Here is a 23,909-nt window from a genome sequence, read left to right as displayed (position 1 = left end):
CGGCAGGCGGACCACGCGCAGGAAGGCGGGCAGCAGCCACGGCCGGGGGCCGCCGATGACGATCTTGCGTGTCAGCGCGGAACGCGCCTTGCCGACCCGGTGGAACAACATCAGGTTCAGCGACGCCGGATCGAACGAGATCCGCGCGTCGACCGGGCCGCCGGGCTCCTCGACGGTGACCCGGCCGCGGTGCAGCACCAGCACGACCGGAGCCGTGTACGCCGACCGGAAGGCCACCGCGATACGCCGTTCCCGTGGCGGCTCGTCGGTGTCGAGCAGCCGCCCGATGTCCTGGCTCAGCACGCCCACCAGGAAGAGGTCGAAGAACAAGGCCGCGTCGGCAGGCGGGATGGTCCACGGCAGCTTGAGCGCCCGCGCGATGTCCCAGCCGTGGATGTGCAGTTCGTTGACCAGATGCGCGAGGACACCCGCCAGCGGCACCTTCGAGTCGCCGAGCCAGGGCAGCGGGGTCGCCGGGTCGGCGTCCTCGGTCACTCGCAGCACTTCCTCGATGTCAGCGAGCAACCCTGACACCAGTACGCCGAGGTCGCGTTCGGGAAAATCCTTCAGCACCATGGCGTTCAGCACGGAAACCGTGTCCACAGTGGTCTTCGCGACCTGCCCCTGTCCGCGGGCGTCCAGCAGGTGGGCCTCGTCCGGCCGCGCCAGCGACACGTACATCTTCGCGATCAACGCGACGTGGGCGACGGTGTCGGCCACGGTCCACTCCGCGGTGACCTTCGCGTCCGGATCCGGAACGCCGCTCACCATTTCGGCGAAACGCGCTCCCGTCACCCGATAGGCTCGCCGCACCGCTCGCCATCGATCCGCCGTGATCTCAGTGGTCACAGCCCGATTTTATCTTGGTACGACGGGAAATCCGTTCCTCTCCCGTGCGGACCGGCCGTCCGCCCGGCGCGAAGTGGCCGTACTCACTACGGAAATCGACGTGACACGCACCGACCGGCACAGGCAGACTGAACCCACATCAGTCTCGCCTTCGCTGTCACCGTTGACGGCGCCGAAGGCGGCCCAACGCGGACCGCGGCCTCCAGGAGCCCCACACAGATGACCGAAACCCTGCCCGAAACCTCCCACGACCAGGAAAGGGCACCGGCGCGCGCCGGGCTCCTGATCGGGGTGCTGGTCCTTTCCGCGTTCGTGATGATCCTGAACGAGACCATCCTCAGCGTCGCGCTGCGCGACCTGACCGTCGACCTCAAGGTCCCGACCACCACCGTGCAGTGGCTGACCAGCGGCTTCCTGCTCACCATGGCGGTCGTCATCCCGACCACCGGGTTCCTGCTCGAACGGTTCACCCCGCGTCAGGTCTTCCTCGCCTCGCTGACCCTGTTCAGCACCGGCACCCTGGTCAGCGCGCTCGCGCCGGGCTTCGCGCTCCTGCTGACCGGCCGGGTCATCCAGGCGTGCGGTACCGCGGTGATGCTGCCGCTGCTGATGACCACGGTGATGCGCCTGGTGCCGGTGGAGAAACGCGGCGCCACGATGGGCACGATCACCATCGTCATCGCGGTCGCCCCGGCCATCGGCCCGACCATCGGCGGCGCCGTGCTCTCCTCGCTCGGCTGGCGCTGGATGTTCTGGATCGTGCTGCCGCTCGCGCTCGCCGCCCTGGTGGTCGGCATGCTGCAGCTGCGGTTGGACAGCGACACCCGCAAGGTGCCGCTGGACGTGCTTTCGGTGATCCTTTCCGCCCTCGGTTTCGGCGGCGTGTTGTACGGCCTGTCGGTGTCCGGCGAGTCCGCGGGCGGGCATCAGCCGGTGCCGCCGTGGGCGCCGATCGCGGTCGGTGTCGTGGCACTCGCGGTGTTCACCTGGCGGCAGTTGCGCCTCCAGAAGGAAGATCGCGCGCTGCTGGACCTGCGCCCGTTCACCCACCGCAGTTTCGTCGTCTCGCTGGTACTGACGGCGCTGCTGTTCATGTGCCTGCTCGGCGCCGCGGCGATCCTGCTTCCGCTGTACCTGCAGACCGTCCTGCACACCAGCACCTTCGTCAGCGGGCTCGCGGTGCTCCCCGGCGGCCTGGTCCTCGGGCTGCTCGGCCGTCCGGTCGGCGCGCTGTACGACCGCTTCGGCCCCCGGCCCCTGGTGATCCCCGGCGCGGCCGCGATGGCCGCCTCGATGTGGCTGTTCGCCCTGCTCGGCCCGGGATCACCGCTGGTCGCGGTCATCGCCATCCACGTCGTCCTCATGGGCGGCCTCGGCCTCATGATGACGCCGCTGATGACCGAATCCCTCGGTTCGCTGCCCGAGCACCTCTATTCACACGGCAGCGCGATCCTCGCCACCCTTCAGCAGCTCGCCGGCGCGCTCGGCACCGCCCTGTTCATCGCGGTGGCCACGGCGAGCACGACCACCGCGGGGGCGGCCAGCCCCGACGCCGCGGGTATCCGCACCACGTTCATGGTCGCCGGTTGTGTCGGGCTGGCCGCGTTCGCCGGCTCCCTGTTCGTCAAGAAGAGCGCCGGCGCGGGCGCGGCGACCGCGCACCACTGACAGCGGGATCCGCTCACCTCGCGCCCGCCGTGGCCTCCACCGGAGGCTCGGCGGGCGCGCGTCGTCCGATCACCTTCCGGCCGTAGGCGATGGCAGGCTGTTCGACCCACCGGCGCAGGGCGCAGGCGAACAGCAGGGCGACCGCCGTGGTCGCCGCGGCCTTGGCGAGCCCGCTGGGCAGCAGCCAGCCGGTCACCCCGGCGGCTCCGGTCTGGGCGAGGTAGAGCGCGTACGAGCGGTCGCCGACGAAGGTCATCGGCCTGCTCGCGAGCAGGGCCCGGACCGGCCCCGGCGAAACGACGGCCACGAGCAGCAGCGCCGAACCCGCCGCGTAGACCGGGACCACGAACTGCCAGTACCCGCCGAGTGCCTTCGTCAGCGGTCCCACGGAGAACTGCAGCACCACGAATCCGCAGCCGAGCACGAGGGCGGCGACGGGACTGGTCAGTGGCCGCAGGAGGGCGAACCCCCGCGGATGATGGAGTGTCATCGCCAGCAGGCAGCCGATGACCAGCGAGCAGTAATGCACCGAGAGACTCGCCCAGGTGTGCGACGGCGCCAGCGGCAGCGCGAACAGCACCACGCCGAGGACGGCCGACGCGCCGAGCAGCAGTCGCAGCGCCGTCTTCCCGCTTCGCGCGAACGACGTGAGCACCAGCAGCGCGGGCCAGACCAGGTAGAACTTTTCCTCCACGCCCAGCGACCACGAGGTCGGATAGGGCGTGTTGTAGTCGACGAGTTCGTTGCCGAAGACGAGGTAGTACGGCATGGCGTCGGCGAGCCTGCTGCTCCCGTAGGTGCCGCCGATCGTCACCGCGAGCGTGGTCAGTGCCAGGAGCACGAAGTACACCGGCATGATCCGGAAGACGCGGCGGAGGTAGAAGTCCCGCAGCGAGATCCGCCCGGCGCGGTCCTCTTCGCGCAGGGACAGCGTGGTGATCAGGAATCCGGACAGCACGAAGAACAACTGGACGGCGATCCAGCCCTGCAGGCCGTCGACGACGGGGCCGCCGTAGTGGAAGAACACGACGGCCACGGCGGCGAGCGCGCGCACCCCGGTGAGACCGGGGAACCAGGACGAGGCCAGGTACTCGGCGTGGCCGAGCGGCCGCCACCAGGAGCGGCGTGAAGCGGGGAACATGGCCCGAAGGTTCGGGCCCGAACGCTGAACCGAAGCTTAAGGAAGCTGAAGACGTCTTCAGCTTCGCGTTTCCGCCGACGGCAGGCGGACGACGAGGCGGGCCCCGCCGTCGTGGTCGGCGACCTCGACGGTGCCGCCGTGGGCGTGGGCGATCTCGGCGACGATCGCCAGCCCGAGACCGGCACCGCCTTCGTCACGCGCACGCCCGTCGTCCAGCCGCACGAACCGGTCGAACACCCGCTCGCGGTCGGCGGCCGGGATACCGTGGCCGTCGTCGGTGACCGTCAGCAGGCAGCCGCCGTCCACTGTGGACACCGAGACTGTGACGCCGGTCCGGGTGTGGCGCTGCGCGTTGTCGACCAGGTTGCGGAGCAGGCGTTCCAAACGGACGCGATCGCCGGAAACCACCGGATCCCCCGTGATCTCGGCCCGCACCCCCTGCCGTCCGGAGCGACAGGACTCGACCACCTCCGACAGCCGCACCGGCGTGAGCCGTGCGGGTACGGCGTTGTCCAGCTTGCCGAGCAGCACGAGGTCGGCGACGAGATCCTGCAGCCGGGTGATGTCGAGGAGCGCGTTGCGGCAGGCTTCGCGCCAGTCCAGCCGGTCCGGATGCGCGAGCAGGACCTCCAGCTGCGTCCGCAGCGAGGCCAGCGGCGTGCGGAGTTCATGCGACGCGTCCGAGGTGAACCGGCTCTGCCGGGTGACCGCGGTGTCCAGGCGCGCGAGCATCGTGTTCATCGTTTCCGCGAGCTTCGCGATCTCGTCGGCGCTGCCGGGGGCCGGCACGCGGCGGGAGAGGTCGTGCGCGCCGATCTCCGCGACCTCGGCCCGGATCGCCTCCACCGGACGCAGCGCCCGGCGTACCGCGAGCCAGGCGATCACACCGATCAGGAGGGCGATCACCGGAACACCCACGAGCAAGGTCGTCCGCACCGCGTCGAGCGCCGCCTGACCGGATTCGTCGACCCTGGCGGCGGCGTAGATGTGGTATTTGCTGTCGCCGCTCGTATCCGCCGCGACGTGTACCCGGGTTTCGGTGATCTCGACGTTCCGGCCGAGGATCCACTGGCAGCCGACCGACTCCTCCATCGCCAGATCGACGTCGCCGGGCCGGAGCACCGTCACGGAATCGCCGAGCTGGAACCCGTCGGTCGGGGCGATCGAGCCGTGCCGCAGACCGGGGCAGGTGATCAGCCGTCTGCCCAGCTGGTCGGTCACCTCGTAGGCGGAGTCCCGCACGAGCAAGCGCAGGTCGGCGGGCTTGGCGCCGGTGTTGAGCACCTGGACGATCGCCGCCGCCCTGGCGCGCGCCACCTGCGCCGCGCCGTTCTCCAGCCGGTTCTGGGCATCGGCCACCAGCCAGGCCGACACCACACCGAGCGCGAGGAGCGAGGCCGCGAACGCCGTCAGCGCGACCCGGAAACGCGTCGAGCGCACCGCGTCAGGCACCGGAGGTCACCACGTGGTACCCGGCGCCGCGGACCGTGCGGATCGTCTCCACCCCGAACGGAAGGTCGATCTTGCGCCGCAGCGCGCTCATGTGGACCTCCACCAGATTCGCGGTCGCCGACGCCGCGAAGTCCCAGAGGTTTTCGAGCAGTTCGGCCTTGGTCACCACTTCACCCTGCCGTCGCAGCAGATACGCCAGCAGCGCGAATTCCTTGGTGGTCAAGGGGATCACCGCGGTACCGCGGCGGCAGACGCGGCTCGCCTGGTCGAGTTCGAGGTCGCCGAGCCGCAGCGTGCCGGGGCGGGTCGCTCCCCCGCGCCGGATCAGCGCCCGCAGCCGGGAGAGGAGGACGCCGTAGGAGAATGGCTTCGGCAGGAAGTCGTCGGCGCCGGTGTCGAGCGCCTCGATCTCGTCGTCCTCACCGTCTTTGGCGGTCAGCATGAGGATCGGGGTGGTGTCGCCGCGTTCCCGCAGCCTGCGGCAGACGCGGTAGCCGTTGAGACCCGGCAGCATGATGTCGAGGATGATCGCGGAGTACGGATGCTCGGCCGCGTACCAGAGCGCGTCACGGCCGTTGTGCGCGACGTCGACGGCATAGCCTTCGGCGCTCAGGCCGGCGCGCAGCGATTCGGCCAGCCGCCGCTCGTCCTCCACGAGCAAGATCCTCATCCGGTCACGATCCCATACGGTCCGGCGACCCGCGGTCACCGCGCCGGGAAGCGCGTACCGGCCGGACCCATCGGCGGTCAGGCCATCCGGGGGAAGCGCCGCCCCCGTCAGGACGAACCGTCCACCGGTCGGCTTAGTCCTTTCGTAGCCTTCTGGGAGCGATCCCACATTACGGACCGGCCGACCTTGTCATGTCCGGCTCGTCCGCTTACGGTCCTCGTGGGAGCGCTCCCATAAATCGGATTCCGGTCGCAAGGAGGCGACGCATGAGATTCCGCAGAAAGGGTGTTTCGGCACCCCTGGCCGTCACCGCGGTACTCGCGATGGTCGGGGTACCGGCGGTCTTGGGCTCAAGCGCCGAAGCGGCGCCCGGGTGCAAGGTCGACTACACGATCACCAACCAATGGGACACCGGTTTCGGGGCCACCGTGACCGTCACCAACCTGGGGGAACCGATCACCGGCGGCTGGACGCTGGAGTGGGACTTCCCCGGAAACCAGCGGGTACAGCAGGGCTGGAACGGGACCTTCGGCCAGCAGGGCACCCGCGTGACCGTCCGGGACGCGGGGTGGAACGGTTCGCTCGGCACCGGCGGCACCGCCTCCCCCGGCTTCAACGGAAGCTACTCCGGCACCAACGGGAAACCCGCGGTCTTCACCTTGAACGGCACCACCTGCACCGGCTCCACCACCCCGACGACGACCACCACCAGCCCGACGACGTCGTCCCCCACCACCACGACCTCCACCCCGAACCCGGGTGGCCCCAAGGTGGACAACCCCTACGTCGGCGCCGGGGTGTATGTGAACCCGGACTGGTCGGCGAAGGCCGCCGCGGAACCGGGGGGCGCCCGGATCGCGAACCAGCCCACCGCCGTCTGGCTCGACCGCATCGCCGCCATCACGGGCACGACCAGCGGCCGGGGGTTGCGCGCCCATCTCGACGAGGCGGTCCGGCAGAGCGCCGGGAAACCGTTGGTCATCCAGCTGGTGATCTACAACCTGCCCGGCCGTGACTGCTCGGCGCTCGCCTCGAACGGCGAACTCAAGGCGAACGAACTCGGGCGGTACCAGACGGAGTACATCGACCCGATCGCCGCGATCCTCGCCGATCCGAAGTACTCGACGTTGCGGATCGTGAACGTGATCGAGCTCGACTCGCTGCCGAACCTGGTCACCAACGTGACGCCCCGTCCGACGGCCACGCCGGAATGCGACGTCATGAAGGCCAACGGGAACTACGTCAAGGGCGTCGGCCACGCGCTGGCGAAGTTCGGCCCGATCCCCAACGTCTACAACTACATCGACATCGGGCACCACGGCTGGCTCGGCTGGGACGACAACCTCGGCCCGTCCGCCGCGCTGATGGCCGAGGCCGCACGCACCTCCGGCAGCACGACGGCCAACGTGCACGGTTTCATCGCCAACGCCGCGAACTACGGTGCGCTCAAGGAGCCGCACTTCACCGTGAACGACAGTGTCGGCGGGACTTCGGTGCGGACGTCGAAGTGGGTCGACTGGAACCGCTACGTCGACGAACTGTCCTACGCCCAGGGATTCCGGCAGGAAGCCGTCCGCGCCGGGTTCTCGGCGGACGTCGGCATGCTCATCGACACCTCCCGCAACGGCTGGGGCGGCGCCGCCCGGCCGACCGGCCCCGGGCCGTCCACCACGGTCGACGCCTACGTGAACGGCAGCCGGACGGATCGCCGCATCCACCTCGGCAACTGGTGCAACCAGGCGGGCGCGGGGCTCGGCGAACGCCCCAAGGCCGCGCCGGAACCCGGGATCGACGCCTACGTCTGGGTCAAGCCGCCGGGTGAGTCCGACGGTGCCAGCAAGGAGATCCCGAACACCGAAGGCAAGGGGTTCGACCGGATGTGCGACCCGACGTACACCGGTAACCCGCGGAACCAGTACAACATGTCCGGGGCGCTTCCCGACGCGCCGCTGTCCGGGCACTGGTTCTCCGCCCAGTTCCAGGAACTGATGAAGAACGCGTACCCGGCGCTCTAGGGGTGCGTCTCGTGAGTGGTAATGACGGTTCTAACCGTCATTACCACTCACGAGCGTTTCAGCGCGCCAGAGCCTGCCAACGCTGGTTCGCCCCGTTGGTCGGCTGGTAGAGCCCGATCCGGGCACCGTCCTCACGGGACTCGCCGGTCACGTCGAGGAGCTGTCCCGTCCCCACGTTGACGAAGGCCCAGGTCCCGTCACCCGTGCTCGACATCATCCAGCGCGACGCGGGACCGTCCGTACCCGCCGGGGCCAGCGTCACCGCGCCACCCGCCGTGCTGAGCACCTGTCCGGTCCCGGCGTTCGAGATCGTGAACTGGTCCCGGTTCCCGTACCGGCCGGTGCGATCGGCCAGCGTCCAGCGCTGGGCCGCGGCGGAGGCGTCCGTCGTCCGCTGGACCAGCGCACCGTTCTCGGCGCTGAGCGATTTCCCGCTCTGCACACCGGAGAAGCCGAACGCCTTGCCCGAGCCGAGCCCGGTACCGGACGCGACCGAACCGACACCGTCGACCACGAAACTGGTCACCGACCGGGCCGGCACGCGCAGGGTGGCCTTCTGGCCGTCGACCTTCACCGCCTTGCCCGTCCGGAGCGCACCGCCGACGTCGGTCACCACCGGCGTCACCTTCGCCCCGGGCCGGATCCGCCCGAAGCCGGACAGGTCAAGGGTGACGTCCCGCTCGGTGTCGCCCCCGTTCACATGGACCACCGTCGCGAGGTTCTCCCCGCGCAGCGCGGCGGTGCTGGACGGGTCGTTCACGCCGATCAAGCGGTCACCCGGCTTGATGTAGTGGGTGAAGTTCCGCATGGTGTGGTACTTCGTGTTCGTCCTGATCGGACAGTTCGCGAGCGTGGCGTCCGCCGCGCAGTCGAACGGGATCTGGATCTCGCCCCAGTTCATCCCCTCCGGCCGCTCGCCGCCCGGCTTCATCGCGTTGTAGTCCTCGATCGGCTGCCAGCCGATCCACGCGTTCGGTTCCAGCTCGCGCAGATCACCGGTGATCTGCCGGGCGAGGCCGAGGCCGGGATCCATACTCGTGAAGTCCTGGCCGTCCTTCCAGCTGCCGCCGACCTCGCTCATCCACAGCGGTTTCGCCGCGGCCTTGGCCAGATCGCGCGGGATCGGCCGGTTCCCGGTGCCGTAGGTGTGCACGTTGAGCCGCCCGGCGGCCGCGCGGGCTTCGGGCGACCAGCCGTTCCAGTCGGCGGCGAAGATGTCCGGATTGGTCTCGTCGGGCGCGGACACGATCGCCCGCGAACCGGTCGACGCCAGCGCCTTCGCCATCTCGGGGATCAACCGCGACTGGACCGACGGGCCGATGTGCGCGCCTTCCTGTTTGCCACCGGTCGGGTTCCCGTCGGCGCCGAGAGTGGTCTTCCAGTAGTTCGTGTTGGGTTCGTTCAGCGGGTTGACCGAAGCGAACTTGATGCCGTGCGCCTGTTCCAGGGTCTTGGCGACCTTCGCCAGGTACGCGGTGAAATCGCCGGCCTTCTCGGTCCGCAGCTGCTCGTCGGTGGGATTGAACCCGCCCGAGACATAGCCCGACACCGTGTGGAAGTACGGCGGCGAGTTGCTGAACGCCTCCCAGCGCGTGACCCGGTGCTTGATCCGATCGACCCACCAGCGCTGGTTCGGGTCCGCGGCCGGATCGAATTCCGCGGGATCCCCCGGGGTCCACCAGTCCTTGTCCGCGCGGGTCGTCCCGGCGGGTGCCTTCCACCAGCCGGGGACCGCGCCGCCGGGACGCAGATACGGCGGGACGTCCGGGGCGTTGCCGCCGCCGATGTTGAACCGGGCGATGGTGAGGTTCAGCCCGTCCTGACCGAACACCATGTCGGCCAGTTTCGTGCGGATGGGGTCGGGATAGCGCCCGGTCGCCTCGGCCATCCACGCGAGGCTGGCGCCCCAGCCTTCGAAGGACTGATGGCGATAGGTGGGGTCGGGCCGGACGGTGACCGCGTCGGCCGCCGAGGCGGTCGCGACGGTCAGCCCGGTCACGGTCAGCGGTACACAGAGGAGGGTGAACAGACGGCGGAACGTGGTTCTCGAGTTCATCGGTGAACTGCCCTTCGTTCGGATCCGTTTGCCGATCAGGCTTCGGTGTGTCCCAACAGCGGCCTCGGCACGAACCGCGCCTCGGTTTCGAGCATCGTGTCGAGTTCCAGCACGACGAGATCGTTGGTGCCCGCCTTGACCACCGGGCGCGGCACGTACAACGTCCTTTGTGGACCCCGGCGCCAGTAGCGGCCGAGCAGGAACCCGTTGATCCAGACCAGGCCCTTACCCCAGAGCGCGGTGTCGAGGAAGAGGTCGGCGGCCTCGTCGAGCTCGAACCCGCCGCGCACCACCACCGGCCCGGACAACGGCCCAGCCGGGCTCTCGTCCGTGGAGACCTCCGGCAGGAGATCCGGCAGCGCGGCGACGTCGATCGGGACGACCTCCCAGCCGGTCAGCGGTTCACCGTGCAGCCGCGCGCCGCCGATGATCCCCTTGGCCTCGCCGATCCGCTCCCCGTAGTTGACCCGCCCCTGGTCCTCCACCAGCACCAGGAGTTCACCGTTCGCCCGGGGCAACCGGATCGCGCGGTCGTGGTGCTCGCGGAGAAGGGTGCCGAGCCGGTCGCCGTCGAAGAACACCGTCGCCCGGTCGCGTACCTCGCAGAAGGTCAGCACGCCCGGCCGTTCGGCGGCGATGGTCGTCCGCAGGAACGCCAGACGCGGTGTCGGGGTGAGTTCGTCGAACGTCGGCAGGGTCTCGTGCGTCTGCGCGGTCCCCCAGCGCCGCGGCGAATCGAGCAGCCAGGCGGGGTCCCGCAGGGCCGCGACCGGCGTCGGGGCCGGACGGGCCTCGGGCGGCACGCTGTCGGGAACCTTGTGGTAGCGCGCGATCACCTCGCGGAACGCGTGGTACTTCGGCGTCGGGTCACCGGCCTCGTCGAGCGGCGCGTCGTAGTCGTAGGAGGTGATCAGCGCCTGGTAGACGCCCTTGTCGTTGGCGCCGTTGGTGAGGCCGAAGTTGGTGCCGCCGTGGAACATGTAGAGGTTGACCGACGCGCCGGCCGCGAGCAGCGCGTCGAGATCCGCCGCGGACTCGGCGACCGAGGTGGTGTGGTGGTGCGCGCCCCAGTGGTCGAACCAGCCGTTCCAGAACTCGCTGCACATCAGCGGACCCGTCGGCTGGTGCTCCCGCAGGGTCTTCATCCGCGCGGTGCTCTGCGAACCGAACGACGCCGTCCGGTGCAGCACCCCGTCGAGACCGCCGTTCGCCAGCATCTCGTCGGTGGGCTGGTCCACCGTGGTCAGCGGGACGGTGATCCCGGCCGCGCGGGTGTAGTGGGTCAGCGCGGCCAGATACCGCTTGTCGGAACCGAAGGCGCCGTACTCGTTCTCCACCTGCACGAGCAGCACCGGTCCGCCCCGGTCGATCTGGTGCGGCGCGACCACGCGGAACACGTCGTCCAGATAGCCGCGGACGGCGGCGAGGTACCGCGGTTCGAACTCGCGGACCCGGAGTTCGGGATCCCGCAGCAGCCAGGTCGGCAGGCCGCCGTTGTCCCATTCCGCGCAGATGTACGGCCCCGGCCGGACGATGGCGTACATCCCGGCCTCGGCGATCAGCCGGAGGAACCGGTCGAGGTCGAGGCCGCCGGAGACGTCGAACTCGCCCTGTTCCGGCGAGTGCGCGTTCCACGCGACGTAGGTCTCGATGGTGTTGAGCCCCATGCGGCGGGCCTTGTCGATGCGGTCGGCCCAGAGGTCGGGGTGCACGCGGAAGTAGTGCAGGGCCCCGGAAATGATCTGGAACGGTTTTCCGTCGAGCAGGAAGTCGTTCTCCCCGATGCTGAACTCAGGCATCCCGGACCACCACCGTGGCCAGCCGGAGCGCGGTCCAGGAAAGGGGCGGGAGGGTGGCGGTGATGATGGTTCCTTCCGGATCGTGCTCGGCCGTCACCCCGGGCAACGGGACGGGCCGGACTGGTTCTGCGGTGGCGGAGTTCGTGAGGTGGCGGTCGTGCCCGTCCGGGACCGAGACCGTCCAGGTCTCCTCGATCGCCAGCCGGGCACCGCGGACACGCAACCGCACTTCGGTCGCGGACACGGTGGAGCGGTTGGTGAGGAAGACGGCACCGTGGCCGTCCTCGTCGAAGGTCGCCGCGGCGTCGACGACGTCGACCCGGCCGTGGAGTCCTGTGTGGACGGTTTCGCCATCGACGGTGAGCCGCAGGCTGTTCCCCTTGGCGAGCGCCGAAACCAGGCTGAACGGATGGAACGTCGACTGCCGCCACGCCGGGCCGCCGGGTTCGGTCCGGATCGGCGCGATGACGTTCACCAGTTGCGCCTGGTTGGCCATCGTCACGCGGTCGACGTTGCGCAGCAGGGAGCCGAGCAGCGAGCCGACGACGACCGCGTCGGTGACGGTGTAGTCGTCCTCGATGATCCGGGGATGCTCCCGCCAGCCGCCGCCGATCAGGTCATGTTGCTCGACCTCGTTCCAGCGGCGCTGGTCCCAGACGTTCCACTCGTCGACGCTGATGCCGATCTTCTTGTCCAGGCCGGCTTTCCCGAGGACTTCGTCGATGATCCCGGCGGTGGTGCGGATGAAGCCGTCGAGTCCGCTGGCGCTGGCCAGGTAACTCGCGACGTCGCCGTCGTGTTCCTGGTAGTAGGCGTGCAGGGACAGGTGGTCGACGAGCGCCGCGGTGTGCCCCAGGACGGTGCGCTCCCAGTACCCGAACGTCGGCATGTCACTGCTCGAACTCCCCGCGACGACGAGTTCGACGTCCGGGTCGATCATCCGCATGAGCCGCGCGGTCTCGGCGGCGAGGCGGCCGTACTCGTCGGCGGTCTTGTGCCCGACCTGCCACGGCCCGTCCATCTCGTTGCCGAGGCACCACAACCGGAAGCCGAACGGACGGTCGGCGCCGTTCGCGCGCCGCCGTTCGCTCAGTTCCGTGCCGCCGGGGTGATTGCAGTACTCGAGGACGTCGGCGGCCTCCTGGATCCCGCGGGTGCCGAGGTTGACCGCGTACATCACCTCGACGTCCGCGGCTTCGGCCCACGCGGCGAATTCGTGCAGGCCGAAGCGATTCGGCTCGACACTGTGCCAGGCGGGATCCAGGCGGACGGGACGGTTCTCCACCGGCCCGACGCCGTCCTCCCAGCGGTACGCGGAGACGAAGTTGCCGCCGGGATAGCGGACGACGGACGGCCCGAGTTCACGGACCAGGGCGAGGACGTCACCGCGGAACCCGCGATCGTCCGCTGTGGAGTGTCCCGGCTCGAACAGTCCTGTGTAGACGGACCGGCCCATGTGCTCGGCGAACGAGCCGAACAGCCGCCGCGGTACCGGGCCGATCGTCTCGGAGACGTCGGCTTCGATCTTGATGCCCACGCCTCACCCCGCGCTGACGGTGAAGCCCTGCTGGTTGCCGTAGTCCACGAGCGCCTGCTGCCAGGCGTTCAGACCGGCGTCGAGCGAGGTGCCGTTGAGGTATGCCTTGCCGACGGTGTCACTGAAGATGCTGTTGGCGTAGGTCTGGTAAGGCAGGTAGGTCCAGCCCTTCGCGACACTCTTCGACGCGTCGTTGAGCACCTGGTTGATCTTCTGGCCGCCGAAGTAGGGGTCGGCCGCGTCGAGGAAGGCGGGCGAGTTCAGGTCGGCCGTGGTCGCCGGGAAGCCACCGCTGGCGATGAACGGCTTGACACCGTTGCCGTGGTTGAGCCAGCGGACGAACGCCGCGGCCAGCGCCGGGTTGCCGCTCTGCTTCAGCACCGACTGCGTGCTGCCGCCGTTTTCCGCGGTGACGGGCTGCTGTCCGTCGTAGGTCGGCATCGGGGCCACCGCCCACTTACCGGCGCCGCCGGGGACCGAGGACTTGAAGTTGCCCGGCATCCAGGCACCGGTGACCAGCGTGGCGATGGTGCCGTCGCCGAGCGCGCGGAACCAGTCGTCGGACCACTCCTTGATCGGCGCGAGCAGTTTGCCCTCGACCAGCCGGTTCCAGGTGGCGGTCCACTTCTTGGTACCCGCGTCGGCCAGGTTGATCTTGACGTTCCGGCCGTCGGCGGTGAACGGCTTGCCACCGGCCTGCCAGATCATGCTGGTGGCGAAGCCCGGGTCGCCGGTGTCGGAGGTGATGTACTTGCCCGGGTCGGCGGCGTGCAATTTCTCGGCCGCGGCGATGTACTCCTGCCAAGTCTTCGGCACGGCGATGCCGTGCTTGTTGAAGACCTCTTTGTTGTAGAACAGCGCCATGGGGCCGGAATCCTGCGGGAGGCCGTATAGGCCGTTATTCACCCGGACACTGGACCAGGTCGAGGGCGCGTAGTCCTTCTCGAAGGACCCGAAGCCGTACTGGTCGAGATTGACCAGCGAGTCGGTGAGCGCGAACTGCGGCAGCGCGTAGTACTCGATCTGGGCGACGTCGGGTCCCCCGGTGCCCGCCTTGATCGCGTTCTGCAGCTTGGTGTACTGCTCCTTGTTGGTACCCGCGTTGACGTAGTTGACCTTGACGTTCGGGTATTCCTTCTCGAACGCCGCGACCTGGTCCTTGGCCGACGGGGTCCAGCTCCAATAGGTGATCGTGCCGCCGGCCTTGAGCGCGGCGTCGACCGAATCCTGCGTCCCGGTGGCGGTGGCCGGGCCGCCCGCGCCGGACGAGCAACCCGCGGCGAGCGCCACGGCCAGTGTCACGGCCGCGACGGCCTTGACGCTTCTGCTGATGCGTGACATCGAGTGTCCTTTCGGGACGGTGTTCATTGCTTGACGCTGCCCGCGCTGAGGCCGGACTGCCAGTAGCGCTGCATGAGCAGGAAGGCGAGGACGAGCGGGATGATGGTGAGCAGGGAACCGGTCAGCACCAGGTGATAGACCGGCTGCGCACCGGCACCGGACGCCTGCGCGCTCCACTGGTTGAGCCCGACGGTGAGCGGATACCACTTCGGTTCGCTGAGCATGATCAACGGCAGGAAGTAGTTGTTCCAAGTGGACACCATGGTGAAGAGGGCGACCGTGACGATCCCGGGGACCAGCTGGCGCAGCGTGACGGTGAGGAAGATCCGCATCTCCCCCGCGCCGTCGATCCGCGCCGCCTCCAGCAGCTCGTCCGGGATCGCGTCGGCGGCGTACACCCAGATCAGGTACAGCCCGAACGGGCTGATCAGCGACGGGATGATGATCGCCAGCGGGGTGTTGGTGAGGCCGAGTTTGCTGAACATCAGGAAGGTCGGCACCGCGAGCGCCGTGGCGGGGACGGCGACCGCGCCGAGCACGACCGCGAACACCGCGCGGCGGCCGGGGAAACGGTACTTCGCCAGCCCGTATCCGGCGGCGGTGGCGAGGATGGTCGCTCCCCCGGCGCCGACGACGACGTAGAGCAGCGTGTTCCCCAGCCAGCGCAGGAAGATCCCGTTGTCGTAGGTGAAGGTCTCGCCGATGTTCTCGAACAGCGCGAACGGCCCGCCGAACGCCAGGCCCGACGTGGTGAACAGGGCGGGCTGCGTCTTGGTCGCGTTGATCACCAGCCACACCAGCGGAACCAGCGTGTAGATCAGGTACAACGTCATCACCGCGGTGAGGACGCGGGATTTCCGTGGCCGCGTCACCGAAAACGTGGCCATCACATTTCCTTCCGGGAGCCGCGCAGCTGCACGACGTAGGCGATGATCGCGGTGATCACGCCCATCACGATCGCGACGGTGGCGGAGTAGTTGTACTGCTGTCCGTTGAAGGAAAGGTTGTAGGCGTACATGTTCGGCGTGTAGAAGGTGCCGATCACGTTGGGCGCCAGAGTGCGCATGATGTTCGGCTCGTTGAACAGCTGGAAACTGCCGATGATCGAGAAGATCGTCGCGATGACGATCGCGCCGCGCAGCGCGGGCAGCTTCACGCTCAGGATGGTGCGGAACGCGCCGGCGCCGTCGATCGCCGCGGCCTCGAACTGCTCCTTGGGGATCACCTTGAGCGCGGAGTAGAAGATGAGCATGTTGTAGCCCACGAACTCCCAGGTGACGACGTTGCCGATGGACGCGAGCATCCAGTTGTCCGACAACGGTTTCACCACGTCGCGGCCGAGCAGGTGGTTCAGGTCGGCGGCCAGTCCGAAGTGGTCGCCGTAGATGAAGCCCCACATCAGCGCGGCGACCACGGCGGGCACGGCGTACGGCAGGAAGATCACGACCCGGAAGAAACCGGACGCGTGCAGCCGCGCGCTGTCGATCGCCAGCGCCGCGATCAGCGCGAGCACCAGCATGATCGGCACCTGCACGGCGAGGAACACCAGCACCCGCAGGAAGGAGTCCCAGAACTTCGGGTCGGCGAGCACCTGGGCGTAGTTGTCCCCGCCGACGAACGTCGTGCCACCGAAGAAGGCCTGGTCCCGGAAGAGGCTCAGGACGAAGGCGTAGACGATCGGCGCCAGGAAGGTCAGCGCGAAGACCAGCATGAACGGGGCGACGAAAAGCCAGCCGCGCCAATTGCGGCGGGTGCGGCGCACGGTGGCCGCGCGGCGAGGTGGCGCTTGTGCGGGCGCGACCGCTGTGGACGTCATCGTCCCCTCCGGATTCCCCGAGCGAAAGTGCGACTCGGCGAAATGTTTACGTCAACATCAGACCGGCGGAGGGTATCGTGTTGACGTAAACATGTCCAGAAGCACTCCGAGGAGACCACAGTGGCCGGACGCGGGCCGTCGATGGCCGACGTGGCAAGGGAAGCGGGGGTCTCCGGCCAGACCGTCTCCCGGGTCGCGAACGGCAGGTCGAACGTCGACGAGGCCACCCGCGAACGGGTGCTCGCGGCGATGCGCCAGGTGGGCTACCGGCCCAACAGCGCCGCCCGCGCCCTGCGCAACGGCCGGTTCCGCAGTATCGGCGTGATCATCGCGGCGCTGTCGACCTTCGGGAACAGCCGCACACTCGACGCCGTCGCGTCGGCGGCCGCCGTCGAGGGGTTCACGATCGTCCTCATGCCGGTGACCAGGCCGTCCCAAGGCGAGGTGTCCGGTGCCTTCAGCAGGCTGGACGAACAGGCCGTCGACGGTGTCATCATCCTGATCGAGCAGCATCAGCTGGACCAGAGCGAGATCGAGCTGCCCCACGGGCTGCCGGTCGTCGTCATCGACGCGGGCGGGCGCCGCGACCATCCGGTCGTCGATTTCGACCAGGCCTCCGGTGCCATCGCCGCGACCCGGCATCTGCTCGACCTCGGGCACGAGACCGTCTGGCATGTCGCCGGGCCGCCCGAGTCCTACGCGGCCGAGCGCCGCCGGAAGTCATGGCAGGCGACACTCGAAGATGCGGGGCGCGAGGTGCCGCCGCCGCTCACCGGCGACTGGTCCTCACGGTCCGGCTACGAACACGGTGTCCGGCTGGCGGGCGATCCCGCCGTCACCGCCGTCTTCGCCGCCAACGACCAGATGGCGCTCGGCCTGCTCCGGGCGTTCCACGAGAAGGGCCGCTCGGTCCCCGGCGACGTGAGCGTGGTCGGCTTCGACGACATGGACGAGGCCGCCCACTTCTGGCCGCCGCTGACCACCGTCCGGCAGTCGTTCGACGTGGTCGGGAAACGGGCCGTGGCCGCGCTGCTCGCCGAAATCGCCGACGAGGGCGCGGCGGGCGCGATCAGCGTGCCGACCGAACTGGTCGTCCGGTCCAGCACCGCGCCGCCCGGGTCCACAGTAGACGGCTGGTGAGCTGACCCGCCACGCTCACGTTCCCTGCGCCGCCCCGGTGATGTTCCGGACCATGCCGCCGAAGATGACGCCGTGGAACGGCGCGATCCCCTTCCAGTACGCGTGCCCGGCGAAACCGTGTGGTTCGAACACCGCCCGCTGGCGGTAGATCGTCCCACCGTCCTCATCGGACTCGACCCCGAGTTCGAGCCAGGCCCGTCCGGGCAGCTTCATCTCCGCGCGCAGCCGCAGCAGGCGTGGCCGGTCGAGGTATTCGACGCGCCACCAGTCCAGTGCCTCGCCGAGGTGCAGCCGTCGCGGATCCCGGCGGCCACGCCGTAACCCGGCGCCGCCGACGAGCCGGTCGGCCCAGCCGCGGACCGACCACGCCAGCGGGAACGAGTACCAGCCGTGCTCCCCGCCGATGGACTCGATGACGTCCCACAGCGCTTCCGGCGAGGCGTCCGTCCTCTGCTCGCGTTTGTCCTCGTAGACGGTCCCGCCCGCCCACTCCGGGTCGCTCGGCAGCGGATCCGAAGGCGCGGAGGCCGTCGACGCGTCCGACCACCGGGTCGGCACGTCGGCGTTGCGGATCCGGGTGAGCGCCAGTTCGACGGCGTGTTCGTAGTGCGTCAGGCCCGCTTCCGGGTCGGGGATGTGCTCGGCGATCGCGTGGTCGTGGCAGACCACCTCGTGCACCAGCGATTCGATCAGCGGGACGGCGATCGACTTCGGCACGGGCGTGACGAGATTGACCCACTGCGCCGAAAGCCATGGCGTCAGCACCGGCACCGGGACGACGGCTCGCCGCGGCAACCCGGCGACGACGGCGTAGCGGCGCATCATGTCCAAATAGGTCAGGACGTCGGGGCCGCCGATGTCGAAGGCACCTCGCACGTCGGACGGCAGCTCCGCCGCGTGCACGAGGTAGTGCAGCACGTCGCGGATGGCGATCGGCTGGATGCGGCTGTGCACCCACCGCGGGGTGACCATCGCCGGCAGCCGCTCGGTCAGGTACCGCAGCATCTCGAAGCTCGCCGAACCTGAGCCGATGATCACCGCCGCCTGCAGGACGATGGCGGGGACGCCGGACTCCAGCAGGACCCGGCCCACCTCGGCGCGGGAAGCGAGGTGCGGCGACAGCTTTTCGTCGTCGGGCACGATGCCGCCCAGGTACACCAGCCGCCGGACGCCCGCCGTCTTCGCGGCCTCGGCGACCGTCCGGGCCGCCTCCCGGTCGACGTCGACGAAGTCCTTGCGCGCCAGGGAATGCACCAGGTAGTAGACGACCTCGCCGTCGGTCAGCGCCCGCTCGATCGACGGCGGATCGGTGACGTCGCCGCGTTCGACCTCGACGCGGTCACGCCACGGCTCTTCGGCGACCTTCTCCGGCGACCGCGCCACCACGCGCACCTCGTGGCCCGCGTCGAGCAGTTGCGGCACCAGCCGTCCGCCGACGTATCCCGTCGCACCGAGCACCACACATCGCATGCCCCGAGTGTTCCCGGCGAAGCCGCGACGCGCAGCCCGAGTGGCCCGTCAGGGTGCCAGCCGTCCCCGGACCTCCACCGTCGCGGCGATGCTGCCGCGGAGGAAGCGGGCGACCGTCCGGCGTTCGTCCTCATCCAGGTCCCGCCACGCGGCGGAAAAACGCTCACCCAGCGGCAGGAAGAACTCGGCACCGATCCGGCGTGCCTGGTCGTGCATGCGCAGTTCGACCTTGCGCCGGTCGGTCGAGCTGCGGTCCCGGTAGAGGTGGCCCGCCCGTTCGAGGCGGTCGAGCACCGCCGTCGTCGCCGACGCGCTGAGGTGCAGGGCCTCCGCCAGCCTGCTCGGGCTCATCGGCGTGCCCATCCTGGCCGCGTCCATGATCACCGCGAGCGCGTTGAGGTCGGTCCGGTGCAGGCCGTGCGCCTCCCCGAACATCTCGGCGAACCGGTCGGATTCGACGGTCAGCTGCCGCAGCAGGAGGACGAGCAGCTCGTCCGTGACCCGTTCGGCGTCATCGGCCATGCCCGGAATCTCCCCTCAGCTCGCCCCGTCCGGGTGAACACTCTACTATTTCGATGGTCGAACTATTCACTCGTCGAAGTAGCGTTGCCACAGGAGCCATCCGCCCATGATCTCGGAAGTCGAACGCCCCACCCGCACGCGGTCACGTCTGCGCTGGCTGCTCCCCGCCCTCGTCGCGGTCACCTGGCTGATCTTCGGCGGGTTCAGCGGCCCGTACGCCGGCAAGCTGAGCCAGGTCACGGAGAACGACAGCAGCAGTTTCCTGCCGGCTTCGGCCGAAGCGACCGAGGTCGGCGAACTCCAGAAGCAGTTCTCCAGCGCCACCGTCATCCCGGCGATCGTCGTCGCCGAACGGCCGTCGGGCCTGACCGACGGCGACAAGAGGTTCCTCGCCGACCGGACTTCCCACGCCAGGCTCATCCCCGCACCGGGCAGCGCCGCCGCCGCACAGGTGGTCGTACCGCTGGACGCCACGAGCGACCCCGGCGACGGCGTCGAAGCCCTGCGCGACGCACTCGCCCGCGAGACGCCCGACGGGTTGAAGGTGCTGGTGACCGGCCCCGCCGCGCAGGTCGCCGACCTCAAGGAGGCGTTCGGCGGGATCGACGGGCTGCTGCTCCTGGTCGCGGGCGCGGTGGTCGCGCTCATCCTGATCATCGTCTACCGAAGCCCGCTGCTGCCGCTGCTCGTCCTGCTCTCGGCCGTGTTCGCCCTCGGGACGGCGAGTCTCGCGGTGTACCTGCTCGCGGACAACGACGTCCTGGCGTTGAACGGGCAGAGCCAGGGGATCCTCTTCATCCTCGTCTTCGGCGCCGCCACCGACTACGCGCTTCTGATGATCTCGCGGTATCGCGAAGAACTCCGGACGACCGAAGACACCCGCGGAGCCCTGCGCACCGCGTGGCGTTCGACGATCGAGCCGATCGCGGCCTCCGCCGGGACCGTGATCCTCGGCGTCCTCTGCCTGCTGTTCAGCGACCTGAACTCCAACAAGGGACTCGGTCCGGTCGCCGCCATCGGCATCGGCGCCGCCTTCCTCACCACCGTCACCTTCCTCCCCGCCGTCCTGGCCCTGTGCGGGCGCAACGCCTTCTGGCCCTTCCGTCCGGCGGTGACCACTTCCCGCGAAGAGACCGGCGGGCTTTGGGGCCGCGTCTCCGGCTGGGTCGCCCGCGCTCCCCGCACGATCTGGATCGTCACCACCGTCGTCCTCCTCACGGGCGGCGCCTTCCTGCCGCAGCTCAAGGCTTCCGGCACCGCGCAGTCGGACGTCTTCCTCACGCCGGTCGACTCCGTCGCGGGCCAGGAGGTCCTTTCCCGCTACTTCCCCGGCGGCTCCGGCTCCCCCACGGTGATCATCACGCCGGCGGCGCAAGCGCAGACGGTCGCCGGGTTGGCGCGCGTGCCCGGCGTCTCGGACGTACGGCAAGGCACCGAAGCTGGTGGGCTCGTGAAGATCGACGCCGTACTGGCCGATCCCCCGGACTCCGACGCCGCCGTCGCGACGGTCGAACGGATCCGCGCGGCCGTGCATCCGGTCGAGGGCACGAAGGTCGGCGGGCCGACGGCGACCCTCCTCGACACCAGGACGACGTCCGAGCACGACCGGATGGTGATCATCCCGATCGTCCTGGTGGTGATCTTCCTCGTGCTGGCCCTGCTGTTGCGCTCGCTGCTGGCGCCACTGCTGCTGATCGGCACGGTGGTGCTGTCCTTCGCCGCGACGATGGGTGTCTCGGCACTGGTGTTCAACCACGTCTTCGACTTCCCCGGCGCCGACCCGGTCGTCCCGCTGTTCGGCTTCGTCTTCCTTGTCGCGCTGGGGATCGACTACAACATCTTCCTGATGACGCGGGTCCGCGAAGAGGCGGGCAGGATCGGCACGCGGGAAGGGACACTGCGCGGTCTGCGCGTCACCGGCGGCGTGATCACGTCCGCAGGCGTCGTGCTCGCCGCGACCTTCGCCGCGCTGGCCGTCCTGCCCATCCTTTTCCTGGCGCAGCTGGCGTTCATCGTCGCGTTCGGCGTCCTGCTCGACACGCTTCTGGTGCGTTCGCTGCTGGTACCGGCTCTGGCGGTGGACGTCGGCCGGAAGATCTGGTGGCCGTCGAAGCTCGCCAAAGCCGAGGCGCGGCCATCACGGTGAGCGAGTGACGCTGCTGTTGGTCGGCGCCTCGATCGCCGGCCTCAGCACGGGAAGCGCGGCCACCAGCGCGAGGCCGCGCACCACCCCCGCGACGGGATAAGGAACGCGAATCCCGAACCGGTGCGCGAGCAGACCACCGGACAGGGCGCCGAGCGGCATCAGTCCCCAGCCGAGGAGCCGGTACACGCTGTTGACGCGGCCGAGCAGGGCAGACGGCACCATGCGTTGCCGTACGCCCGCGGTGACGACGTTCCAGACCGTCGTCACGAAACCGCTGACCGCCAAGAATCCGCCGAGCACGACCGCGTTCGGGCTGAATCCCATGCCGATGAAGACGAGGGCGTTCACGGCGAGCGAGACGAGGAGCGCCCGGAGGTCGCCGAGCCGGGCGACCAGCCGCGTGATCACCAGTCCGCCCGCGATGCCGCCGAGTGCCGCCCCGGCGAGGAGTACGCCGAACACGCCCGCGCCGAGATGCAGCGCGTCGGTCACGAACAGCACGAGGGTCGCGTTCCCGAGCTGGCCACAGAAGGTGTTGATCCCGAGCAGCAAGGCGAGAGCACGCAACAGGCGATGTTTCCGAAGCCAGCGGAGTCCATCGAGGACCTTCACCCGTTCCGAGGGCGCGTGTCGCCGCTTGGGCAGCCTGGCCAGAAGCATCGCAGCGACGACGAACGACACGGCGTCGACGGCGAACGGCAGCGTCCAGGCGAGAGTGGACAAAAGGCTCCCCAGCGGCGGCCCCAGGAACTGCCTGCCGACGATCATCGCCACCTGCTGACTGCCGTTCGCCTGGTGCAGCCTGTTCTTCGCGACCAGATCCGGAAGCACCGTTTGCGCCGCGTTGTCGTAGAAGACGTCGCACGATCCCAGCGCGAACGCGAGTACGACGAGCACGGGCACGCTGACGGTTCCGGTCGCGACGAGCGCGGTGAGCACGCCGACGATCAGGGCCTGGAGCGTCTGTGTCCGCCACATGAGGGTGGGCCGGTCGACCCTGTCGACCACGGAGCCGGCGGTGAGCGAGAGCAGAAGCCACGGCAGGTACGTCGCGGCGGAAACCAGGGCGATGTCCCTCGCGTCGCGGCTCACCGTCACGGCCAGCAACGGCAGCGCCGCGGTGAAGACGCCGTTCCCGAGGCTGTCGATCCCGGTGGCCCACCACAGTCGCCGGTAGGTGCGGGGCAGAGTGCGCATGATCGGATCGTGGCGACGTCCGGCGTTCCGGGGACACCATTTAGCACTGGGCTACATACTCGGGCGATGCCGATGACCATCGAACTCGGTGTCGCCGAACTGGCCGCGACCCGGTTCGCGATCTCGCCGCTGTCCGAGACCGTGGCCTGTCTGCAGCAGCTCGCCGGGATCGACCGGAACGCCGTCAACCTGCCCTGGCTTCGGTGGGCGCGCGAGGAACTCGATCGCGAGCCACTCGACCTGCCGCGGACGTGGCCGTTGCTCGTGACCGGCAGACTCGGCTGGCCGGAGTTCCTCGTCCCGGCCCCGCGGGACTCGGGGGATTCCCTCGAGAACGACCTCGGCGCGCTGCGGCGAACTCCCGAAGACCGGGTGAGAGCCAGTCTCGACCGGGTCTTCGGCGCGAGACTGCCCCGCGCCGCCGCGGCACTCGCCGACAACCCTCGCTCCGGTCTGCGGGAGGTCGCCGACGAACTGCGCGAAGCCCACGACCGCCTCGTCGCACCGCATTGGCCGCGGATCCGGGCGGTGCTGGACGCCGACGTCGGGTACCACGCCCGGGCGCTGACCGCGGGCGGTGCGGAGCGGTTGTTCGCGGACCTCCATCCGGATCTGCGCTGGCACGACGATCGCGTGCTCCTGGCAGGCGAGCGGTGGCGCGATCAGCATCGCGTCGTCGCGCGGGGACCGGGCGGTCTCGTGCTGATGCCGGTCGTCCTCGGCTCGCCGTACGTCCTGGTCAAGGAGAACACCTCGACCCAGACCACGATCCGTTATCCGGCGCGGGGCACCGGCACCCTGTGGAGCGCCGGAACCCGCTCACCCGGATCCACCACGGTCCGGCTGCTGGGCCGAACGCGGGCCGATCTCCTTTCGGCGCTGTCCTCCCCCGCGACCACGACCGATCTGGCGCGGGCCCTCGGCGTGACTCCGAGCGCCGTTTCCCAGCACCTCAAGGTTCTGCGGGACAGCGGCCTCGTCGCTCGGGAACGCTCCGGCCGCAGCGTCCTCTACCTGACGACCCCGCTCGGCGAGCGCCTGCTCTGACGCTCGGAGTGCAGACAGTCTCGTGAGTGGTAATGACGGTTAG

18 protein-coding genes are annotated in these 23,909 nt (G+C 69.4%); 5 read left to right on the top strand and 13 right to left on the bottom strand.

The annotated features are described in order from the left end of the window. Positions 1–849: maleylpyruvate isomerase N-terminal domain-containing protein (locus L324_RS36655; protein ID WP_268871971.1), on the bottom strand; the 849-nt coding region annotated here is incomplete at its 3' end. A gap of 219 nt (positions 850–1,068) precedes the next feature. On the opposite strand from L324_RS36655, the gene L324_RS36650 reads away from it, so the two are divergent. Beyond that, a complete protein-coding gene (locus L324_RS36650; protein WP_037319869.1) occupies positions 1,069–2,517 on the top strand; it encodes a DHA2 family efflux MFS transporter permease subunit in 1,449 nt (482 codons plus the stop codon). Positions 2,518–2,530: 13 nt separating this feature from the next. Here L324_RS36650 and L324_RS36645 read toward each other — a convergent pair whose 3' ends face one another. The 3 genes from L324_RS36645 to L324_RS36635 are packed head-to-tail and all read right to left on the bottom strand — an operon-like array spanning position 2,531 to position 5,780. Then, positions 2,531–3,658, bottom strand: a complete 1,128-nt coding sequence (locus L324_RS36645; protein WP_037319867.1) for an acyltransferase family protein — start codon at positions 3,656–3,658, stop codon at positions 2,531–2,533. Between the two features lie 57 nt (positions 3,659–3,715). Then, the gene (locus tag L324_RS36640; RefSeq protein ID WP_037319865.1) at positions 3,716–5,110 is read right to left on the bottom strand and encodes a sensor histidine kinase; all 1,395 of its coding nucleotides are present in this window, start codon (positions 5,108–5,110) and stop codon (positions 3,716–3,718) included. Next, positions 5,103–5,780 carry a response regulator transcription factor gene (locus L324_RS36635; protein ID WP_037319863.1) on the bottom strand — a complete coding sequence of 226 codons (678 nt, stop codon included), beginning with the start codon at positions 5,778–5,780 and terminating at the stop codon, positions 5,103–5,105. Before L324_RS36635 ends, L324_RS36640 begins: the two co-directional genes overlap by 8 nt. A 266-nt stretch (positions 5,781–6,046) precedes the next feature. On the opposite strand from L324_RS36635, the gene L324_RS36630 reads away from it, so the two are divergent. After that, positions 6,047–7,795 carry a glycoside hydrolase family 6 protein gene (locus tag L324_RS36630; RefSeq protein ID WP_037319861.1) on the top strand — a complete coding sequence of 583 codons (1,749 nt, stop codon included), beginning with the start codon at positions 6,047–6,049 and terminating at the stop codon, positions 7,793–7,795. Between the two features lie 58 nt (positions 7,796–7,853). Here the strand turns inward: L324_RS36630 and L324_RS36625 are convergent, their stop codons facing one another. From L324_RS36625 to L324_RS36600, 6 genes are read right to left on the bottom strand one after another with little or no spacing between them, the layout of a single operon-like run. Then, a complete protein-coding gene (locus tag L324_RS36625) occupies positions 7,854–9,851 on the bottom strand; it encodes an RICIN domain-containing protein (protein WP_037319858.1) in 1,998 nt (665 codons plus the stop codon). A 35-nt stretch (positions 9,852–9,886) separates the two neighbouring features. Then, positions 9,887–11,650 carry a glycoside hydrolase family 35 protein gene (locus L324_RS36620; protein WP_037319856.1) on the bottom strand — a complete coding sequence of 588 codons (1,764 nt, stop codon included), beginning with the start codon at positions 11,648–11,650 and terminating at the stop codon, positions 9,887–9,889. Next, complete coding sequence (gene arfA / locus L324_RS36615; protein WP_037319854.1) at positions 11,643–13,187, bottom strand: arabinosylfuranosidase ArfA; 1,545 nt, start codon at positions 13,185–13,187, stop codon at positions 11,643–11,645. The genes L324_RS36620 and arfA overlap by 8 nt, the downstream gene beginning before the upstream one ends. 3 nt (positions 13,188–13,190) lie before the next feature. Then, a complete protein-coding gene (locus tag L324_RS36610) occupies positions 13,191–14,528 on the bottom strand; it encodes an ABC transporter substrate-binding protein (RefSeq protein WP_051174307.1) in 1,338 nt (445 codons plus the stop codon). 23 nt (positions 14,529–14,551) lie between these two features. Next, positions 14,552–15,415: a carbohydrate ABC transporter permease gene (locus L324_RS36605; RefSeq protein ID WP_037319852.1), complete on the bottom strand. Its 864-nt coding sequence runs from the start codon at positions 15,413–15,415 to the stop codon at positions 14,552–14,554. Then, positions 15,415–16,344 (bottom strand): carbohydrate ABC transporter permease, encoded by a 930-nt coding sequence (locus tag L324_RS36600; RefSeq protein WP_081736584.1) that lies wholly within the window; start codon positions 16,342–16,344, stop codon positions 15,415–15,417. The genes L324_RS36605 and L324_RS36600 overlap by 1 nt, the downstream gene beginning before the upstream one ends. A 141-nt stretch (positions 16,345–16,485) precedes the next feature. Between L324_RS36600 and L324_RS36595 the strand changes: the two genes are divergently transcribed. Continuing rightward, on the top strand, positions 16,486–17,484 hold the full coding sequence (locus L324_RS36595) for a LacI family DNA-binding transcriptional regulator (RefSeq protein ID WP_081736585.1): 999 nt from the start codon (positions 16,486–16,488) through the stop codon (positions 17,482–17,484). Between the two features lie 15 nt (positions 17,485–17,499). Here the strand turns inward: L324_RS36595 and L324_RS36590 are convergent, their stop codons facing one another. Beyond that, positions 17,500–18,954: an SDR family oxidoreductase gene (locus tag L324_RS36590; protein ID WP_037319848.1), complete on the bottom strand. Its 1,455-nt coding sequence runs from the start codon at positions 18,952–18,954 to the stop codon at positions 17,500–17,502. A gap of 48 nt (positions 18,955–19,002) precedes the next feature. After that, positions 19,003–19,476: a MarR family winged helix-turn-helix transcriptional regulator gene (locus tag L324_RS36585; RefSeq protein ID WP_037319846.1), complete on the bottom strand. Its 474-nt coding sequence runs from the start codon at positions 19,474–19,476 to the stop codon at positions 19,003–19,005. A 106-nt stretch (positions 19,477–19,582) separates the two neighbouring features. Here L324_RS36585 and L324_RS36580 point away from each other — a divergent pair, with 106 nt between their 5' ends. After that, positions 19,583–21,622, top strand: a complete 2,040-nt coding sequence (locus L324_RS36580; RefSeq protein WP_051174306.1) for an MMPL family transporter — start codon at positions 19,583–19,585, stop codon at positions 21,620–21,622. On the opposite strand, the gene L324_RS36575 is transcribed toward L324_RS36580, so the two are convergent. After that, positions 21,614–22,819 (bottom strand): MFS transporter, encoded by a 1,206-nt coding sequence (locus tag L324_RS36575; protein ID WP_037319844.1) that lies wholly within the window; start codon positions 22,817–22,819, stop codon positions 21,614–21,616. The two genes, L324_RS36580 and L324_RS36575, sit on opposite strands and share 9 nt — an antisense overlap. 66 nt (positions 22,820–22,885) lie before the next feature. On the opposite strand from L324_RS36575, the gene L324_RS36570 reads away from it, so the two are divergent. Next, on the top strand, positions 22,886–23,866 hold the full coding sequence (locus L324_RS36570) for an ArsR/SmtB family transcription factor (RefSeq protein ID WP_235783751.1): 981 nt from the start codon (positions 22,886–22,888) through the stop codon (positions 23,864–23,866). Positions 23,867–23,909: the final 43 nt, after the last annotated feature.

The sequence above is a fragment of the Amycolatopsis orientalis DSM 40040 = KCTC 9412 genome (genome assembly GCF_000478275.1).
GTDB lineage: Bacteria > Actinomycetota > Actinomycetes > Mycobacteriales > Pseudonocardiaceae > Amycolatopsis > Amycolatopsis orientalis.
Note: the sequence above shows the minus strand (reverse complement) of the source record. Positions and strands in the feature narration are given on the sequence as shown.

What these genes read in the sequence shown, in the direction of transcription:
- L324_RS36645 (WP_037319867.1), bottom strand. Translation starts at nt 3,658, where the DNA reads ATGTTCCCCGCTTCACGCCGCTCCTGGTGGCGGCCGCTCGGCCACGCC.
- L324_RS36635 (WP_037319863.1), bottom strand. Translation starts at nt 5,780, where the DNA reads ATGAGGATCTTGCTCGTGGAGGACGAGCGGCGGCTGGCCGAATCGCTG.
- L324_RS36630 (WP_037319861.1), top strand. Translation starts at nt 6,047, where the DNA reads ATGAGATTCCGCAGAAAGGGTGTTTCGGCACCCCTGGCCGTCACCGCG.
- L324_RS36595 (WP_081736585.1), top strand. Translation starts at nt 16,486, where the DNA reads ATGGCCGACGTGGCAAGGGAAGCGGGGGTCTCCGGCCAGACCGTCTCC.
- L324_RS36590 (WP_037319848.1), bottom strand. Translation starts at nt 18,954, where the DNA reads ATGCGATGTGTGGTGCTCGGTGCGACGGGATACGTCGGCGGACGGCTG.
- L324_RS36620 (WP_037319856.1), bottom strand. Translation starts at nt 11,650, where the DNA reads ATGCCTGAGTTCAGCATCGGGGAGAACGACTTCCTGCTCGACGGAAAA.
- L324_RS36570 (WP_235783751.1), top strand. Translation starts at nt 22,886, where the DNA reads ATGCCGATGACCATCGAACTCGGTGTCGCCGAACTGGCCGCGACCCGG.
- L324_RS36605 (WP_037319852.1), bottom strand. Translation starts at nt 15,415, where the DNA reads ATGGCCACGTTTTCGGTGACGCGGCCACGGAAATCCCGCGTCCTCACC.
- L324_RS36580 (WP_051174306.1), top strand. Translation starts at nt 19,583, where the DNA reads ATGATCTCGGAAGTCGAACGCCCCACCCGCACGCGGTCACGTCTGCGC.
- L324_RS36610 (WP_051174307.1), bottom strand. Translation starts at nt 14,528, where the DNA reads ATGTCACGCATCAGCAGAAGCGTCAAGGCCGTCGCGGCCGTGACACTG.
- L324_RS36600 (WP_081736584.1), bottom strand. Translation starts at nt 16,344, where the DNA reads ATGACGTCCACAGCGGTCGCGCCCGCACAAGCGCCACCTCGCCGCGCG.
- L324_RS36585 (WP_037319846.1), bottom strand. Translation starts at nt 19,476, where the DNA reads ATGGCCGATGACGCCGAACGGGTCACGGACGAGCTGCTCGTCCTCCTG.
- L324_RS36625 (WP_037319858.1), bottom strand. Translation starts at nt 9,851, where the DNA reads ATGAACTCGAGAACCACGTTCCGCCGTCTGTTCACCCTCCTCTGTGTA.
- L324_RS36650 (WP_037319869.1), top strand. Translation starts at nt 1,069, where the DNA reads ATGACCGAAACCCTGCCCGAAACCTCCCACGACCAGGAAAGGGCACCG.
- L324_RS36575 (WP_037319844.1), bottom strand. Translation starts at nt 22,819, where the DNA reads ATGCGCACTCTGCCCCGCACCTACCGGCGACTGTGGTGGGCCACCGGG.